The sequence below is a fragment of the Streptomyces sp. NPDC029836 genome, assembly GCF_055574495.1.
Map to the genome: position 1 here is coordinate 93,164 of NZ_JBVHZI010000012.1, position 17,342 is coordinate 110,505.

Annotated in this window: 12 protein-coding genes; 1 reads left to right on the forward strand and 11 read right to left on the reverse strand. The window is 75.7% G+C overall.

Features of this window, described 5'->3' with window-relative positions; all coding sequences use genetic code 11:
- Window positions 1–90: 90 nt before the first annotated feature.
- The 3 genes from ACZ4XJ_RS29040 to ACZ4XJ_RS29050 form a co-directional block, all read right to left on the reverse strand.
- On the reverse strand, window positions 91–2,178 hold the full coding sequence (locus tag ACZ4XJ_RS29040; protein ID WP_468497929.1) for a SpoIIE family protein phosphatase: 2,088 nt from the start codon (window positions 2,176–2,178) through the stop codon (window positions 91–93).
- A gap of 410 nt (window positions 2,179–2,588) precedes the next feature.
- Window positions 2,589–3,872: an NAD(P)-binding domain-containing protein gene (locus ACZ4XJ_RS29045; protein ID WP_468497930.1), complete on the reverse strand. Its 1,284-nt coding sequence runs from the start codon at window positions 3,870–3,872 to the stop codon at window positions 2,589–2,591.
- 64 nt (window positions 3,873–3,936) lie between these two features.
- Entirely contained in the window at window positions 3,937–5,547 is a 1,611-nt protein-coding gene (locus tag ACZ4XJ_RS29050) for a carboxylate--amine ligase (protein ID WP_468497931.1), read from the reverse strand.
- Window positions 5,548–5,697: 150 nt separating this feature from the next.
- Here ACZ4XJ_RS29050 and ACZ4XJ_RS29055 point away from each other — a divergent pair, with 150 nt between their 5' ends.
- Window positions 5,698–7,224, forward strand: a complete 1,527-nt coding sequence (locus ACZ4XJ_RS29055) for a glycoside hydrolase family 26 protein (protein ID WP_468497932.1) — start codon at window positions 5,698–5,700, stop codon at window positions 7,222–7,224.
- 35 nt (window positions 7,225–7,259) lie between these two features.
- On the opposite strand, the gene ACZ4XJ_RS29060 is transcribed toward ACZ4XJ_RS29055, so the two are convergent.
- The 8 genes from ACZ4XJ_RS29060 to ACZ4XJ_RS29095 form a co-directional block, all read right to left on the reverse strand.
- Complete coding sequence (locus ACZ4XJ_RS29060) at window positions 7,260–8,402, reverse strand: GNAT family N-acetyltransferase (protein WP_468497933.1); 1,143 nt, start codon at window positions 8,400–8,402, stop codon at window positions 7,260–7,262.
- Window positions 8,399–9,106, reverse strand: coding sequence for a YveK family protein (locus ACZ4XJ_RS29065; RefSeq protein ID WP_362879966.1), 708 nt, complete (start codon window positions 9,104–9,106; stop codon window positions 8,399–8,401). The genes ACZ4XJ_RS29060 and ACZ4XJ_RS29065 overlap by 4 nt, the downstream gene beginning before the upstream one ends.
- An 89-nt stretch (window positions 9,107–9,195) precedes the next feature.
- Window positions 9,196–10,422 (reverse strand): glycosyltransferase, encoded by a 1,227-nt coding sequence (locus ACZ4XJ_RS29070; protein ID WP_362879964.1) that lies wholly within the window; start codon window positions 10,420–10,422, stop codon window positions 9,196–9,198.
- Window positions 10,419–11,195, reverse strand: coding sequence for a polysaccharide deacetylase family protein (locus ACZ4XJ_RS29075; protein WP_468497934.1), 777 nt, complete (start codon window positions 11,193–11,195; stop codon window positions 10,419–10,421). The genes ACZ4XJ_RS29070 and ACZ4XJ_RS29075 overlap by 4 nt, the downstream gene beginning before the upstream one ends.
- Window positions 11,185–13,230: a murein biosynthesis integral membrane protein MurJ gene (gene murJ / locus ACZ4XJ_RS29080; protein WP_468497935.1), complete on the reverse strand. Its 2,046-nt coding sequence runs from the start codon at window positions 13,228–13,230 to the stop codon at window positions 11,185–11,187. The genes ACZ4XJ_RS29075 and murJ overlap by 11 nt, the downstream gene beginning before the upstream one ends.
- On the reverse strand, window positions 13,227–14,594 hold the full coding sequence (locus ACZ4XJ_RS29085; protein WP_468497936.1) for an O-antigen ligase family protein: 1,368 nt from the start codon (window positions 14,592–14,594) through the stop codon (window positions 13,227–13,229). The genes murJ and ACZ4XJ_RS29085 overlap by 4 nt, the downstream gene beginning before the upstream one ends.
- A gap of 2 nt (window positions 14,595–14,596) precedes the next feature.
- Window positions 14,597–16,129, reverse strand: a complete 1,533-nt coding sequence (locus ACZ4XJ_RS29090) for an exopolysaccharide biosynthesis polyprenyl glycosylphosphotransferase (protein ID WP_468497987.1) — start codon at window positions 16,127–16,129, stop codon at window positions 14,597–14,599.
- A gap of 2 nt (window positions 16,130–16,131) precedes the next feature.
- Window positions 16,132–17,280, reverse strand: a complete 1,149-nt coding sequence (locus tag ACZ4XJ_RS29095) for a glycosyltransferase (protein ID WP_468497988.1) — start codon at window positions 17,278–17,280, stop codon at window positions 16,132–16,134.
- Window positions 17,281–17,342 lie beyond the last annotated feature (62 nt).

The following is a 17,342-nucleotide window of genomic DNA, read 5'->3' on the forward strand; positions in this document are numbered from 1 at the left end:
CGTTCCGTCGCGAAGCCTTGAAAACCGTCCGTTCCATGGCCGCATCATCACCCCGCGCCCCACGCCCCACAACCCGACGTAGGCATCCGGTCACCCTCCGGCGCGACGGGTGGCGTCCACGTCGAACTCGCACCAGACGGCCTTGCCGTCGCCGCGGGACTCCACGCCCCAGTGGCTGGCCAGCGCGTCCACGAGCAGCAGCCCGCGTCCGGTGGTGGCCGCCTCGCCCGGGCTGCGCCGGCGCGGCCACACGCTGGAGCGGTCCTTGACCCACAGCCGGATCCGCCGCACCGGCTCCGGCAGCACCTCCATGGTCAGCACCGCCCCGCCGTCGGTGTGCAGGAGGGCGTTGACGAGGAGTTCCCCGGCCGCGAGCTCCACGTCGTCGGCCAGCTCGGGCACGCCCCAGTCGCGCAGGGCGTGCCGCAGGGCGTAGCGGGCCTCGGAGAGCCCTTCCGGGTCGGCCTGGTGGACGTACTGGTGGATCCGGGGCGCCCGGTGGGTGCCCGGGTCCGGGGCGCGGCGCAGGACGAGCAGGGCCACGTCGTCGCCGGAGCCCCAGCGTTCCCAGAGCCGGTCCGAGAGGTGGTCGGCGAGCGCGCCCGCCCCTTGGGGGCCGCTCCTGACGGCGTGGGCGAGCGCTTCCATGCCCTGACTGATGTCGGTTCCGGGCTCCTCCACGAGCCCGTCCGTGCACAGCACGAGGGTTTCGCCGGGCACCAGGTCGAGCCGGGTCTCGGGGAACTCCTCCCGTTCGAAGAGCGTGGCCAGCCCGAGCGGGAGCCCGCCGCGCACGTTGGGCCAGCCGGTACGCCCGTCCGTGTGCCGGATCAGCGGGCCGATGTGGCCCGCGCGCACGGCCCGTACGCTGCCGGTCTCCAGGTCCACCTGCGCGTACATGCAGGTGGCGAAGCGTTCGGTGTCCAGTTCGGCGAGGAAGCGGGAGGCGCGCGCCAGCACGGTGGAGGGCGGGTGCCCCTCGCCCGCGTAGGCGCGCAGCGCGATGCGCAGCTGGCCCATGATGGCCGCCGCGTGCGTGTCGTGGCCCTGGACGTCGCCGACGACGATCCCGACGCGGTCGCGGGGCAGCGCGATCACGTCGTACCAGTCGCCGCCGACCTCCCGCCCGCTCCAGGCCGAGTGGTAGCGGACGGCGATCTCCCCGCCGATGATCTCCGGGATGCGGCGCGGCAGCATGGCGGCCTGCAGGCCCGTCGCGAACTCGCGTTCCTGGTCGAAGAGCAGCGCCCGTTGGAGGGACTGGGCGACGATGCCGGCCAGGCCGAGGCACAGGTTGCGTTCCTCGGGGCTGAACTCGGTGCGCCGCCGGTAGAACAGGACGAGCCCGCCGATGGCCTTGGCCTGGGCGATCAGCGGGAGGTAGGCGGCGGCGTCGTAGCGGATCCGGCTCAGGTAGTCGGCGAGCAGCGGGAACTCGTCGGCGAGTTCGGTGAGGGAGGTGACGAACCGCGCCGTTCGGGTGATGACCGCCTGGGACAGCGGCAGGGATCCGTCCAGCCGGGTGAACTGTCGCTCGCTGAGGATCTCCAGGGTTTCCCCGCTCAACGCGATGATCTTGATGGCGCCGTTCTCGACGAGTCCCAGCGCCAGCCCGTCGGCGCCGAGGCGCTCCAGCGCGCCCGCGCCGGTCAGGGCGGCCGTCACGTCGTCGACCGTCACCGCCCGCGACAGGGCGTCCGTGGTGCGCTGCACGATGGTCGCCTGGTGGGCGCGGGCCGACTCCAATTTCCGCAGGACGGTGGCGTGGGCCAGCTCCGCCGTCGCGTCCCGGACGATGCCCGCGATCCGCACGGGGCGGCCGGCCGCGTCGCGCAGGACCCGGCCCTGGGTGTGCGTCCACTGATCGCGGCCGTCGCGCCGCCGCACGGTGAAGTAGGAGCCGTACGTGTCCCCCTCACCGTCCAGGACCTCGATCACGGTCTGCGCCAGGCGGGCCGAGTCGTCGGCCGGGATCCGCAGCCCGAGGCCCTCCGGGGTGTCGTCGAACTCCTCCGGCTCCAGGTCGAAGACGACCAGGCCGGCCGCGTCCAGCAGCAGCGTCCCGGTGCCCAGGTTCCACTCGAAGCTGCCCATGCCGTTCAGCGCGAGCCGTTCGCCCGGGCCTGTCAGGGGACTCTCCCGGCCCTGCTCGGATCCGTCGTGCTCCGCCGCTGCCAAGAGACACACCACCTAACGGCCGGGCCAGCACGGCTGGGAGATCAGCCGCTCCCATTCCTCGTCAGGATGCCCCGGAAGGGTGCGTCCGGCCTCCCGCCAGCGCTTGACGAGGGAGAGGTAGATCGCGCACGGATCCCCGGCCGGAAAGGCTCCGGACCTGCGGGGCGGGCCGCCCGCACCCGGAGAGCCGTGGGCCGGGGCCCCGTACGAGGGCTGCCCGTACGAAGCCTGCCCGTACGACGGCGTCCCGTACCCCGGGGGCCCGTACCCCGGCGCCCCCCGAGCGGGGTCCGCGGCCGGACCGGCCGGGGACTGTTCGCCGCGGCTGGCGGGGATGCGCACCCAGCCACGGCCGCCCTGTGCTCGCTCCGCTCCCATCGCGGACCCCTCTCAGGTGGATCTCGGCGCAGTTACGTCCACGGATGCCCGCCGGCGGCCCGGTCCGTCCGGGCGCGGTCCGCGACCTTCGCGGCGCCCGGCAGCGGACCCCGGGCACCGAGGCGCTTGCGGACTCCTTTCACCAGTCTCCCCGCCGTGAACCCCGCACCGTGTACGAATCGCATGGAAGGGCCGAATGAGGGAGCGGTCAGCAGCCCCGCGAAGAACAGCCCGGGCCACGAGGACTCGAAGCCGGCGCTCAGCTCCGGGGTCCCGCCGTCGCCCAGGGTCTCCAGCGCGGCCGCCAGCCCGGCGTCGAGGAGTTCCAGCCGGCGCAGGTCCGGGGCGAACCCGGTCGCCGCGACGACGTGCTCCGTCTCCCGTACGACGGACTCCCCGGCGGCCGTGGTCAGTGTGAGCCGGGTCCGCCCGCCCGCCGCGGTCGCCCCGTGCAGCCGGTGTCCCAGCAGCGCCGGCACCCGCCGCTCGAAGCGATCCCGCAGCCACCAGGCCCCGGCGGGCCCCAGCGCGGTGGCGGCGATCCGCTCGCGAGTCGGCGCGGGCAGCCGCCGCACCGCCCAGGGCAGCTCCGACCACACCCAGCTGCGCCAGCCCGTGCCGAGACCGCTGTGCGGCTCGCGCAGCGCCCGCCTCAGCGGCCGCTCCAGGGGTTGCGGGACGGTGTTCCAGTTCAGTCGGGCCCGCCGGGCCACCAGGGTCGGCCGGGCCCCCGCCTCCGCGAGCAGCGCGGCGGTCTCCAGGGCGGCCTGCCCGGCCCCGAGGACGGTGACGTCGACCCCGGCGAACCGGGCCAGGTCACCGTGGTCGCTGCTGTGCGACACGTGCCCCGGCGGCAGCTCCCGCAGCAGGTCGGGGTACCGGATGAAGGGCATCACCCCGACCGCCAGGGCCACGGTCCGGGTCAGCAGCGGGGGCCCCTCGGCGGTGCGGACGAGGAACCCCTCGCCCTGCGGGATGACGCCGGTGACGGTCACCTCCTCCACCCCGGGCGCGGCCCGCCCGGCGAACCAGAGCCCGTACCCGCTGAAGGTGCCGATCGGCAGCGGGCTGCCGTGGTCGGCGGCCACCCCGAGGCCGACGCAGTACTCAGCGAGGGTGTGCCGGCCGCCGGGCGCGGACAGGTTCGAGGACCAGGGCTCCGACTTGAGGTACATGCCCGGGGGCATGTGGTCCCGCCAGGAGGCCATGGGCCTCCCCAGCACCCGCACGTCGAGCCCGGCCGCCGCCGCGTGCGCGGCGATCGACAGCCCGTACGGTCCCGCGCCGACCACCACGAGATCGTCCACCCGCGTCACGGCAGTTCCTCCGACTCGCTCGACACCGACCCGGCCGGGTTGGTGTCGGGGGCGGGGCCGCCCGTCACCGGGTCACCAGCTCGTCCGGCTCCGTCGAGGCCTCCGGCGGGGTCGGACGGGAGGCCGCCGGGGGCCGCGCCCGTTGGCGGGGCGCCCGGACGGCCGCCCGGCCCGTGCGCCGCCCCTGGCCGGGGACGCCCCGCAGGACGCGGACCCCCTTGCCCAGGCCCCGGCCCAGGAAGGCGCCGAGCATCGCCAGGAACGGCCGCAGGTCGTCGGCGGCGAACCAGGCCGGCTCCGTCCGTCCCCGCTCCCCCTTCGGCGCCGGCCGCGACGGCCCGGGCCCCGCCGCGCGGGGCACCCGTACCGGCCCCGCCGCGCGGGGCACCCGTACCGGCCCGGCCGCGCGGGGCACCCGTACCGGCCCGGCCGCGCGGGGCGCCGCCGGTGGCGGCACGTCCGAGCGGCCCCGGGGCCGCCGTCCGCCCGGCAGCAGCGGCGGCTCCGGGGCCGCGGCGGGCGCCCGCGGCGCCTCGCCGTCGGCAACACCGTTCGGCGCGGACGCCCCTGACGGCGCGCCGACCGCTCCCGCGCGACGCCGCGGCAGCGAGCGCCCCCTTACGGCCGCGAGCAGCGCGTAGTTCTCCGCGACGAAGACCCGGCCCGGGCCGCCGACGGGCTCCGGCACCCGTTGGCCCGTCAGGTCCAGGTACATCGCCTGGACCACGTCGAGCCCGGTGTCGTCGGTGAACAGCCTGAACTGGGCTCCGGGGCGCGGGTTGAAGTCCACGAGCCGGAAGCAGCCCGCCTCGTCCCGACGGAAGTCGAGGTCGAGGATGCCCTGGTAGCCGAGCCGGTCGGCGAGCCGCAGCCCGGCCTCCTCCACCGCCGGGTCCGGCAGCCAGCGGCCCACCGCCGTCAGCCCCGTGCGCACGGGCCAGGACAGCTCCTTGCGGCCCGATCCGACGAGGAGCGGGTGTCCGCCCCGGGCGAAGGCGCCGTGGAAGAACCAGTCGGTGTCCGGACCGGCCGGCAGGAACCGTTGGAGCAACAGCCGGCTCCCGGCCTGCGCGGACCGCTCGTACAGCCCCCGCGCCTCGGCGGTGGTGTGCACGAGGGTGGTGCTGCGCAGCCCGGCGCCGGCGGGCAGCAACCACGGCCGGCTCCACTTCGCCACCACCGGCAGGCCGAGCCGCCGGCCGGCCTCCGCCGCCTCGGCCCCGCTCGCCGGGATCACGGTCTCCGGGTGCGGGACGTCCCAGCGCGCGCACAGCCGGGACAGTTCGGCCTTGTCGGCCACCCGCGCGGGCAGGTTGTCGGGTTGATGGGGAATCCGGAAACGGTCCGTCAGGTCCGTTGCCGTGCGCGACACCGCGATGGCACTCAGGTCGTCCATCGCGATGAGCACGGCCGGCCGGCCGATCCGCTCCGACACCCGTACGAGGCATGCGCGCAACGCGTCCGGCGCCTCGGGGTCCACGCCTCCGTCCGGCCCCGGGTGGGCGGCCCTCAGGTAGCGCGAACGCCCCATGGGACCTCCCCCGGCCTCGACGACGGCATGGACCTCCACGCCCTTGCGCCCCAGCGATCTGACGGCGCCGAGGGTTCCGTGGTGGAACGGGTTCCGATCGAGTCTGAGCAGAACCGCGGGGACGTGGTTGGCGAACGCGTGCATGGAAACGGTGTCTTTCACCTAGTCGGACCAAGCGGGATGGATACGCACCTGCGAATGGCCTACGCAGTGGCCACCGGACAGGCCATTCGTCAGATCTGATGCCTAACGTCTCTGGTAAGCACACCGGTTCAGGAAAGCTCGGGAGACGCCATGCCCAGACCACGCCGCCGACTGGTGAGCACCTGCATCGGTACCGTCACGGCCGGACTGCTCGCCACGGGTGCCGCACTGTCGGCACCCGACGAGGAGACGTCCAGGACCTCCGACGTCGCCATGGGCGCGTACCTCGACTTCGGGCCCCCGGGGGTGGCCCGGATCCCGTCCCTGTCGCGCTGGCTGGGCGGCAAGGAGATCCGGGTCGGGCACACCTATCTGCCCGGCGACGTGTGGGGCGGCATCGAGGGCAACGTCGGCTTCCTCGCGGACTGGGCGGCCTGGCGCAGGGCCCGGGCCGACCGGCTGTTCGTCCTGAACGTGCCCATGCAGGCGCGCAACGAGAGCCGGATCCCGGACCGTCAGGTGGCGCAGCTGATCAGGGCCGGCGCGAACGGCGAGCACGACCAGCACTTCCGCAGGCTGGCCGAGCGGCTGGTGAACCTGGGCGTCCCGGACACGGTGATCGTGCTCGGCTGGGAGATGAACGGCACCACCTACACCCACCGCTGCGGGCCGGACCCGCAGAACTGGAAGGCGTACTGGAAGCGCGTCGTCAACACCATGCGCGCCGTGCCCGGACAGGCGTTCAAGTTCGATTTCGCCCCCAACCGGGGCACGGACGCCATCGGCTGGACCACGTGCTACCCGGGCGACGACTGGGTCGACATCGTCGGCATGGATTCGTACGACCAGGCTCCCGGCCGGAACTTCGACGAGCAGATCACCCAGCCGTACGGGCTCCAGCAGCACGTCGACTTCGCGAAGGCACACGGCAAGGAGATCTCGTACCCGGAGTGGGGCCTGTTCCGCAACGGGGACAACCCGGAGTACGTGCGGCGGATGCTGAAGTGGATCGAGCAGCACAAGCCGCTCTACCACACCATCACGGACTACTGCCCGCACGGCGTGTGGCAGTGCAAGGCCAACCCGGAGTCCTCCCGGGTGTTCCGCGAGGCCCTGACGCCGGACCTGCCCGGCCCGGTGGTCCCGACCCCGGTGGTCCCGACGCCGGTGGTCCCGACGCCCGTGATTCCCACTCCGGTGGTCCCGACCCCGCAGATCCCGACGCCGCAGATCCCGACCCCGGCCGTCCCGACCCCGCAGATCCCCACGCCCGCCGTCCCCTCGCCGGAGGTACCCGTTCCGGTGCCGAGCCCCGAGGTGCCGACCCCGGTCCCGGGTCCCGTCGAGCCCACGCCGGCCGAGCCCACGCCCGTCGTCCCGAAGCCGGACGTCTCCGTGCCGCCGGTCGTCCCCCCGCTGCCCTCGCCGCAGGTCCCGGTGCCGCCCGTGTTCCCGCCGGTGCCCTCGCCGGCGGTCTCCGTACCCCCGCCCGTGCCGCCGAAGCCGACGCCCAGCCCGCTGGTGCCGAAGCCGCAGCCGCCCAAGCCGCAGCCCAACAACAGCAACCAGTGGTGCGTACCGCTCAACTTCGGGGAGTGGCTGTCGAAGCTGGTCGGCAACCAGGCCGTCTGCTTCGACCTCAAGTGGGGCAAGGACTCCTGGGTCTGGCCCTTCTAGCCCCCGCCCCCCGCGCGGCGGGCGCACCGCCGCGGTCACCGGACCCGGAGTTCGTTGAGCCGGGCCCGCCAGTCCCGCGCGGCCGGCATCGCCTCGCGCAGCGCCTCCACCGCCCGCTCGCGCCCCGTCACCTGCGACTCGTGCAGTCGCAGCAGGGGCGCGAGCGCGGCCGTGGACATCAGGAACCGCTGGTTGACCACCGTTTCGGGGCGCCAGTGGTTCTTGTACGGCTCGCTGCCGCGCAGGAAGCTCACCACCGGCCGGCCGTCGGCCAGCGCCCGCCCGGTCTCGTAGCGCAGCAGCAGCGTCGCCACGTCCACCTTGCGGTCCCGCAGGTCCGGATCGGCCCCGTACAGGTAGCCGCCGCTCAGGCCGGCGGACAACAGCGTGACGTTCGCCGCCACCACCTTCCCCTCCAACCGGAACTCGGTCAGCCGGCCCTCCCCGGCGCGCACCATCCGCCGGGTGGCCCGGGTCAGGTGCTCGGCGAAACGCGGCCTCAGGTGCTCCGGCGTCACCCCGCGCCCGCGCCACTGCTTCTCGTGCAGCCGCAGCAGGTTCCGTACGGCCTGCGGCACCTCCGGCTCGGTGACCTCGTGCTCCTCGATCCCGGCGGCGTCCGTCTTGCGGAGCTTGGCGCGCACCCGCTGGGCGCCGGAGGACGGCATCCGCTTCACCAACTCGTCGAAGGGCAGCGCGGGCAGCTCCATGCAGGTGGAGTCGGCCAGTTTGCTGCGCACCCCGGGCCACGCCTCGTACAGCGCCTCGGCGGCGGCTCCCGGCCGCACCTCGCGCAGGTCGACGATCGCCCTGCGGGCGGCCCGGTGCAGCCCGCGGGCCAGCGCCGGGACGACCTCCTCGGCGTGCTCGGCGGCCACCAACACGTCCGAGTGGTCGGTGATCCCGCCGCCGAGCGCCACCAGCCGCGGCAGCGGCCGGTGTACGAGCATCAGCGCGGCCGCCCCGACCAGTTCCTCCCCGCGCCGCACGAGGACGGTCCGCAACCGGCCCTCCTTGCCGTACGACAGCCACCACGAGTGCAGCCAGGCGTGGCTCTGGAACGGGGTGGCGGTGGGACAGCCGCGGAAGAGCCGGTTCCACTGCTCTTCCAGGGCGGCGAACTGTCGGGGGTCGCGGCACAACGTCACCGACAGGGCCCCGGTGGAGCCCCGCTTCATCGCGCGGACTCCTTCTCCTTGGTCTCGGTGTGCTCGCCCTGCGCGGGCAGGGAGGCGTACTCCTCGACGGCCGGCTGGGTCCCCTCGCCGTCCGCGCGCCGTACGGGGCGTCCGGTCCGGGTGGGCCGGGCCAGCAGCCACAGGCCGCCCAGCAGCCCGCCCGCGCACAGCCCGACGGCGCCGCTGATCGGCGCGGACGGCGAGGCCGCGTCGGTGGGGGCGACGGCCTGGTTGAACAGGAGCAGCTGCACACCGGTGTTCTTCGCGGCCTGATTGCTGCTCAGCGACAGCGCGTCGGCGACGGCGTTGGCGATGTCGGCGGCTTCGGCGGGACTCTTGGAGGTCCCGGTGATGGCGATCATCGGGGACTCGGGGGAGGTTTCCGCGCGCACCTGGGTCCGCAGCCGCTTGGCGTCGATGCCCGCGCGCGGCTGCGCGTAGGCGAGGGTGGAGCTGCTGGTGGCGATGCGGGCGTAGGCCTGCGCGAAGCCGAGCGCGGTCGCCGGTTCGGTGGTGTCGTCCGGGACGGCGACGACGTAGCTGGTGGCGGCGTATTCGGGCGCCTTGAGCACCCCGTACGCCCCGCCCGCGGCCATGCCGAGCAGGGCGCAGGCGGGCAACGGCCACCACGCGGGCGGGCGCGGGGAGCGGCGCTTCTTCTCCGAGCGGTGGTCGGACTTCTTCTGGTCGGCGGTGTCGGCCATGTGCGGTGCTCACTTCCTGGGCGGGGGGGCGGGTCGGGGGGAGTGCGACGGACCCGGCCGCTGCGCGGGCCGGGTGGGAAGGTGCGGGGTCAGCCGTTGCCCGCGGGCCCGGAGCGCGGCGCGGCCGGGCCCCGTCCCGCCGGGGTGGGGGGCGCGGGCAGGGGCGGGGTCGGCGTCCCGCCGGGCACCGGGGCGGCCAGCGCGAGGGCGTAGACGTCGAGCAGGCGGCTCGCGCTGCCGGCGATGTCGTAGCGGCGCGCCACGGGCGGCGCCGGCAGCCGGCGGGCGCCGGCCTCCATGTGCCCGCGCAGCGCGGCGACCAGTTCCTCGGTACCGGGCCCGATGCGGCGGGCGCCGGGCGCCTGGGCGGCGGGCAGGTCGTCGATGGCGGGGCAGGTGACGTGCAGGACGGGCAGTCCGGCGGCCAGCGCCTCGACCACGGCGAGCCCGAACGCCTCCTCCCGCGAGGGCGACACGAAGACGTCCATGGCGGCCAGCAGGGCGGGGATGCCGGGGGTGCGCCCGTCGGCGCTGTCGCCCAGCGGGTCCCGCTCCCCGAGCAGGTGGATCCGGCTCTGGGCGCCCAGTTCGGCGGCGAGCGCGCGCAGCGCGGCCCGCTCCGGCCCGTCGCCGGCGAGCAGCAGGTGCGCGCCGGGCAGGGCGGCGACGGCCCGGATGAGGACGTCGAACCGCTTGCCCGGCACCAGCCGGCCGACCCCGCCGATGACGAAGGCCCGGTCGGACAGTCCGGTGCGGGCCCGGGTGGCCCGCCGGACGCCCTCGTCGAAGCGGAAACGGGCGGCCTCGATGCCGTTCGGCACGACGTGGATGCGGGGCGCCGGCACCCCCCACCCCTCCAGCCGGGCGGCGACGGTGTCCGAGACGGCGACGGTGGCCGCACCCAGCCGTTCGCCGGCCAGGTACAGGGCCCGGACGCCCCGGGTCAGCGGCCTCCCCTCGATCTCGGCTTCGCCGAGGGAGTGTTCGGTGGCGACGGTGGCGCGGACGCCCGCGAGCCGGGCCGCGAGGCGCCCGTAGACGCAGGCCCGGTACAGGTGGGTGTGGACGAGGTCGTAGCGGCCGCGCCGGATGAACGTCACCAGCCGGGGCAGGGCGCCCAGGTCCCGGTTGCCGGTCATCCCGAGGTGCACGACGCGCACCCCGTCGGCGCGCAGGCCCTCGGCGACCGGGCCGGGGTTGGTCAGCGTCAGTACGTCGCAGGGCATCGGCATGTGCCGCAGCAGCAGTCGCAGTTGCTGTTCGGCCCCGCCGACGCCGAGCCCGGTGATGATGTGCAGTGCCTTGACCGTGTTCACGGGAGCACCACCCGGCGCAGGTCGGCCACCCGGTGGCGGAGCTGCTTGATCCACAGTCGGGCGGCCCCGTCGGCCTGGCTGACGTGGGTGCGGGGCATGGCGTGCGGGCCGGCGAGCCGGCCGGGGGCGATGCCGCAGGCGTACGCGTAGCCGGCGGCCCGGGTCGCGGCGGTGACGCGGGCGTCGAGGTGCCCGTACGGGTGGCAGAAACCTTCGGGGAGGGTGCCGGTCAGCTCGCGCAGCAGGTCGCGGCTGCCCCGGAGTTCCTGCTGGAGGGCGTCGTCGGAGGCGGCGGTGAGGTCCTGGTGGAGCAGTCCGTGGGAGCCGATCTCGATGCCGGCGGCGGCGACTTCGCGGATGCCCTCGGCGGTGAGCAGTGCCTTGCGGGGGCCCAGCGGGTCCCAGACGTTGTCGACGCCGAGCCGGCCGGGGAGCACGAACAGGGTGGCGGTGCAGTCGTGCCGGCGCAACAGCGGCAGGGCGGAGGTCAGGAAGTCGGTGTACCCGTCGTCGAAGGTGAGCCCGACCAGTCGGCGGCCGCGGCCGGCGGCGCGGGCCCGCAGCAGTTCGCCGACGGACACCCCGCGCAGTCGGCGGGCGCGCAGCCACAGCAGCTGGGCCTCCAGGGCGGCGGGGGTGACGGTGATGCCGTACGGGTCCTCCGCGGGGTCGGTGAACTCGGCGACCGAGTGGTACATCAGGACCCACGGCGCCGCGGTGCGGCGGGCGGGGACCACCGCGGCGGGGGGCGCCGTGTCGGTGTCAGCGGACATTGCGGAACCTCTGGGTGAGCTGGGAGGTGAGCTGGGCGAGCTGTGCGGGCAGGGCGGTGACTTCGAGGGCCCGTATGGCCATGCCGGTCGCCCCGAACATGGCCGGGACCAGCAGGCAGCCGAGGGCGGCGCTGAGCAGCGGGTCGGGGATCATCGGCCCGGCGAGCCAACCGGTGCCGCAGGCGGCGACGGCGGCGACCGCGAGCCGGCCGATGCTGACGGCGACCCGGCGGACCTGGATGGCGATGATCCGGGAGCCGAGCCCGGTGAGCAGTAGGACGGCGGTGGTGGAGATGCCGGCGGCGTTGGCGGCGGCGATGCCCCAGGTGCCCCACCAGCCGACGGCGAAGGCTCCGGCGACGACGTTGACGAGCAGCCCGGTGCCCATCGCGAGCGCCGGGAACCAGATGGGCCGGGCGGTCGAGAAGAAGGGCCGGGACAGCGCGCCGACGAGGCAGTGGCCGAGGAGCCCGAGGCCGTAGACCCGCATGACGGAGGCGGTGGCGAGGGTGTCCCGGTGGGTGAACGCACCGCGTTCGAAGAGCACCTGGATGATCTGCGGGGCGTAGCCGATGACGAGGGCGGTGCCCATCAGCACGGCGAGCGAGGCCAGCGCGAGGTCGCGTTCCACCCGGCGCCGCGCCTTCTCCCGTTCCCCGCCGGCCATGGCCTGGGCGACGACGGGGAAGGTGACGGTGCAGATCATCAGGGACAGCACCATCGGCATCTGCGCGACCTTCTGCGCGTAGTTGAGGTGCGAGATGGCGCCCGAGGGCAGCGAGGCGGCGAGGAAGCGTTCGACGAGGACCTGGGACTGGCGGAACACCGCGAAGAAGATGACGGGCGCGATGACGCCGAAGGCGATGAGGGTGGGCCGGTCCCGGTCGCGCCGACCGCGCGGGGCGAACCTGACCCGGCGCGGCCCGAAGCCCACGTTCCGGATGAACGCGGGCAGTTGGACGAGGACCATGAGCAGCCCCCCCACGGCGACCCCGGCGGCGGCGGCCCGCACCCCCCACAGGGCGTGCAGGGCGACCATCGTGCCGATGATCCCGACGTTGTACGCGACGTAGATCGCGGCGGGCGGCAGGAAGGAGCGGTGGGCCCGCAGGGCGGCGCTGAAGTACCCGGCGATGCCGAAGGAGACCACGGTGAGCGCGGTCAACCGGGTGCACTCGACGGCCAGCCCCGGGTCGGGCAGGCCGGGCGCGAGCGCCCCCACGACGAACGGCGCGGCCACGACGAGGACGGAGGCCACGGCCGCCAGCATCACCAGCAGCCGCGGCAGGGTCGCCGCGATCAGGAGCCGTACGGGGTCCTGCGTACGGGCTTCGCGGCGGGTCAGGCCGGCGCGGGCGGCGGCCCGGCGGGCCAGCGCGTGGCTGAAGGCGGGCACCATGAGCAGCGCCATGGCGTCCTCGATGAGCAGCGTCGAGGCCATTTCGGGCACGGTCCAGGCGATCAGGAAGGCATCGCTGTCGTGTCCGGCGCCGAAGAGGTGCGCGATGGTCTGGTCGCGTACGAGGCCGAGGACGGCCCCGGCGACGGTGAGCCCCGCGGTGACCGCGGCGGCCTTGGCCAGGAACCGGCCGAGGGGCGCGGCCGCGGCCGGCCCGCCGCCGGACGAGCCCGATCCGGATCCGCCGCCGCCCGGCCCGCTCCCGGCGGCCGCCGTACCCCCGCCGGCGGCCGCGCCGGCGGCCGTCCGCGCAGCGTCCCTCCGCGCGCCGGGCGTCCGCGCCGGTACCGCGGCGGCCCCCGCGCCGCCGCGGCCCGTCCGGGCGAGCACCGGCCTGCGGGGGGCGGGCGCGGCGCCGTCCGGCTCGGGGCCCGCCCCGGCGCGGGCCGCGTCGGACCCGCCGTCGGCGTCGGGCCCGGGACCGGCGGCGGAGAGCACCGGCCCGCGGGCCGGTCCGCCGCGCGGGGCTCCGGCGACGACGCCGGTGACCGGCGCCGGGCGCGGCGGACGGCCCGCGGTCGCGGCGACTTCGGTCGCCGCGGCCGCGGGCCGTCGCCGGGGCGTCGTGTCGGTCACCGGCCGGCCGGTCCCTCGGGGAGCGGGCCTCCGGAGCCCGGTGCCCACCGGTCCCCGGGCGAGGGCAGCGCCCACCAGGCGGCGAGTCCGATGATCACGCCGGTCAGGACGGTGGAGGGGCCGCCGATGTCGGCGTAGAGGAAGTCGGTCAGCTGCCAGACGAGGAGCCCGAGCGCGACGAGCCCGCAGTCGCGGATCCCGCGCCCGGCCGCGTACCGGCGCAAACCCGCGACGAGCAGCACCGCCCAGCCGCCCACCAGGGCGGTGAGCCCGATCAGTCCCTGTTCGCTGAGGATCAGCAGGTACATGTTGTGCGGGGACAGCAGCGGTTGGCGCAGGTAGGCCTGTCCGGCGCCGGCGGTGTCGCTGCCCGAGGACAGGCCGAGCGAGGAGTGTCCGTCACGGTGGGCGGGGAAGCCCTTGAGGCCCACGCCCGCGGCCGGCCGTTGCCGCCACATCGAACCGGCGGCCGCCCACATCGTGTAGCGGTCGGTCACCGACTGGTCGGGGGCGCTGGAGACCTGGGTGATCGAGGTCAGCCGCTCGGCCACCATCTCGGAGCCGACGCCCAGTCCCCCGACCAGGACCACGGCGGCGGCGCCCAGCGCCACCAGCACCTTCAACGCCCGCCGGATCCCGGCGAGCAGCATCACCAGCACGGCCGCGCCGAGGGTGGCGATCCAGGCGCCCCGACTGAACGACAGCACCAGCGGCACCACGAGTACCAGCGCGCACGCCCCGGCGATCCGCCGGACCCGGGGCGCGAGCCCCGGCGCGAGCGCTGCGGCGGTCGCCACGATCAGCCCGTACGCCACCACCGTGGCCATGCCCATGACGTCGCCGGGGCCGAAGGTGCCCACGGCGCGGATGTCCTCACCCTGGTACGAGGCCCCGGTGTGGGTCGCGTACTGCACGACCCCCACCGTCCCCTGCACCAGCGCGAGGACCACGAAGCAGCCGGCGGCCAGCCGGAACTCCCGCGCGTCGCGCACCAGCAGCACCACGGCCGCCGGGACCAGCACGAACACCTGGAGGTAGCGGACGAAGCCGGGCAGCGCGGCGTACGGGTCACCGGCGGTCACCGTCGCCACGGCCAGCCCGACCGCCGGCAGCCCGAGGACGAGGACGCCCAGCGGACTCAGCGGCCGCACCCGGCCCCGCAGCGCCTGCACCGCGCAGATCAGGGCCAGGAGCAGCGAGGCGGCGTCGGCGGGGCCGACCTTCCCGGAGGCGCTCGCGTCCCCGGCGGGCAGGGGCGCGAGGAGGAACAGCACGGTAGCGGCGAGCGGCACCAGCGGCCAGTGTCGGCGCAGCAGGCCCGGCAGCCCGGGGAGACGGACCGCGGCGGATGCGGCGAGGCTCATGCTCAACTCCCTCCCAGCCGGAAGCGGAAGAAGGAGGCCGCGGTCCGGGCGAGGATCCACAGGTCCTGCCACAGCGACCAGGTGTCGATGTAGTGGTTGTCGAAGCGGGCCCGGTCCTCGATGGAGGTGTCCCCGCGCAGGCCGTTGATCTGCGCGAGGCCGGTGATCCCGACGGGCATCCGGTGGCGGGCCTCGTAGCCGGGGTGGATGCTGCTGAACTTGGCGACGAAGAAGGGTCGTTCGGGGCGGGGGCCGACCAGGCTCATGTCACCCCGGACGACGTTCCACAGCTGCGGGAGCTCGTCCAGCGAGGACTTGCGCAGGAAGGAACCGACGGGGCTCATGCCGCGGTCGCCGGCGACGGTCCAACGGGTCGCGGCCTCGTGCTCGTCGGCGCGCAGGGTGCGGAACTTCAGCAGGGTGAAGGGGCGCCCGTACAGGCCGACCCGCTCCTGACGGAAGATCACGCCGGGTCCGTCGGTGAGCCGTACGGCCAGCGCGCAGGCGGCCATGACGGGGGCCGCGGCCAGCAGGGCCAGGGCGGCGAGGGAGGAGTCGATGCCCCGCTTGATGAAGCGCTCCAACGGCCGGGACGGGCGCGGCAACAGCGGCTGTACGGCGTACCCCCACAGCTGGTCGGCGGGCTGCGCGACCCGCATGCCGGTGACCTTGGCGGTCCCGGCCGGGTCGGCGAGCCAGAGCCGGCAGCCGTGGTCGTGGAAGAGCCGGACCAGGGAGGCGGTGCGCTCGTCGGCCTCGGGCGGGCGGGTGAACACGGCGTGCCGCACGGAGTTCTGGATGACGGCGCGGCGGATGTCCTCGTGGGTGGCGAGCAGCGGCAGCTGCCCGCTCGGCCCGTCGGCGGTGGGCGCGGTGTCGGCGATGCCGACGGGGCGCAGCCCGTACTCGGGACGGCCGTGCAGGGCGGCGGCGACCGCGCCGGCGCCCTCGCCGGGGCCGACGACGAGCGCGGAGAGCGGCCTGCGCACGGCGGAGCGGCGGTGCAGCTGGTGGACGAATCCGCGTCCGGCGCAGGCCAGCAGGGCCTGGAGGCAGACGGCGCCGAGCAGGGCGTTCCAGCCCAGGGCGTGCCCCGGCAGGGCGGCGGCGAGGACGGCGGCGGCCGCGCACCACAGCACGGCGGCCCGCCCGAGCAGCGCGGGCAGCTCGAACAGGGCGGAGGGCGCGAGCCGGGGCCGGTAGAGGCCGGCCTGCGCGTGCAGGGCGGTGTACGTGGCGGCGAGCAGGACGACGGCGGGGGCGCCGGCGCCGGGCGGCAGCGTCGACGCCGGTACGGCGGCCGCGGCGGCCGCGACGGCCAGCGCGTCCACGGTCAGCAACGGGCCGACGCCACTGCGGCGACGGACCCGCTGCGGACGCAGGACGGGCCGGGCCCGCTCGGCCCGGGGCCGGCGCGGGGGGTGGATCGCGGTCACGGAACGGCGGGCTTCCGCCGGCGGCGCGGGCGCGAAGGCGCTGCCGCCGGCGGGCCCCGTGCCGCCCTGCCCACCGTGCCGGGCGGGTGCGCTGTCCATCGTCATCGGCTGATGCGCTCCTGGTTCGAGGGCCGGGGCCTGCCCAGCAGTTCGTGGTACAGGCCGGTGACCGCGTCGGCGGTCCGCCGCACGTCGAAGTCGGTCCGGGCGTGCTGCCGGGCCTGCTCCCCGAGTTCGGCGAGCAGCCGCGGTTCGGCGAGGAGCCGTCCCAGGGCCTTGGCCAGGGCCGTCGGGTCCTCCGGCGGCACCAGGCAGAGCCGTCCCTGGCCGGAGGGCAGGCTCTCCCGCGCACCGCTGACGTCGGAGACCAGGACCGGTCGGCCACAGGCCATGGCCTCGAGCGGAGCGAGCGCCATTCCTTCCCACCGCGACGGCAGTACAACGAGATCGGCGGCCCGAAGCCACGGTCGGATGTCCGCGGCGGCCCCCGCGAAGAACACCCCGGGCGGCGCCGTGCGGCGCAGCCGCTCGCCGTCCGGGCCGTCCCCGACCAGCGCCAGCCGGGCCTCCGGAACGGCCCCGAGCAGCTCCGGCCAGGCCCGGAGCAGGATGTCCTGGCCCTTCTGCGGGCAGAGCCGGCCGACGCAGACGGCGAGCGGTCCGTCGCCCCGGAACCCGTCGGGCAGGGGGAGTCCGGCGCGGGCCTCGGCCCGGTCCTGCTCGGGATCGGGCCGGCCGGGTCGGAAGTGGTCGAGGTCGACGCCGTTGCGGATCACCGACCAGTGGCCGGCGATGCCCTCGGACTCCCCCTCCCGGCGCTCGGACTCGCTGACGCAGAGCACCCGGTCGGCCCAGCGGGCGCCGAAGCGTTCCCAGCGCAGCGCGAGCGCGGCGGTGGCGCCACCGACGGCGTCGAAGGACCAGGCGTGCGGTTGGAACACCGTGGGCAAGGAGCCCCGTACGGCGAGCCGCCCGGCGAGTCCCGCCTTGGCGCTGTGGGCGTGCAGCAGGTCGGGGCGGACCCGGCGGACCAGCCGGCCGGCGCCGAGCACTTCGGCGGGCAGGCCGGGACCGGGGGCCCGCCCGGCGCGCCAGGTGAGCACCTCGGCTCCGGCGTCCCGGGCCTCGTCGGCGAGCCGCCCGCCCGGCGGGCAGCCGACGACGACGCGCAGTCCGCCGGCGGCCTGCGCCCGTACGAGGTCGGTGACCACCCGGGCCACGCCGCCGTCCACGGGCTGCACGAGGTGCAGGACGGTGAAACCGGCTCCGGAAGGTGCCGGGGAGGGCTGGGAGGGGTGTGAGGGTTGCGCTG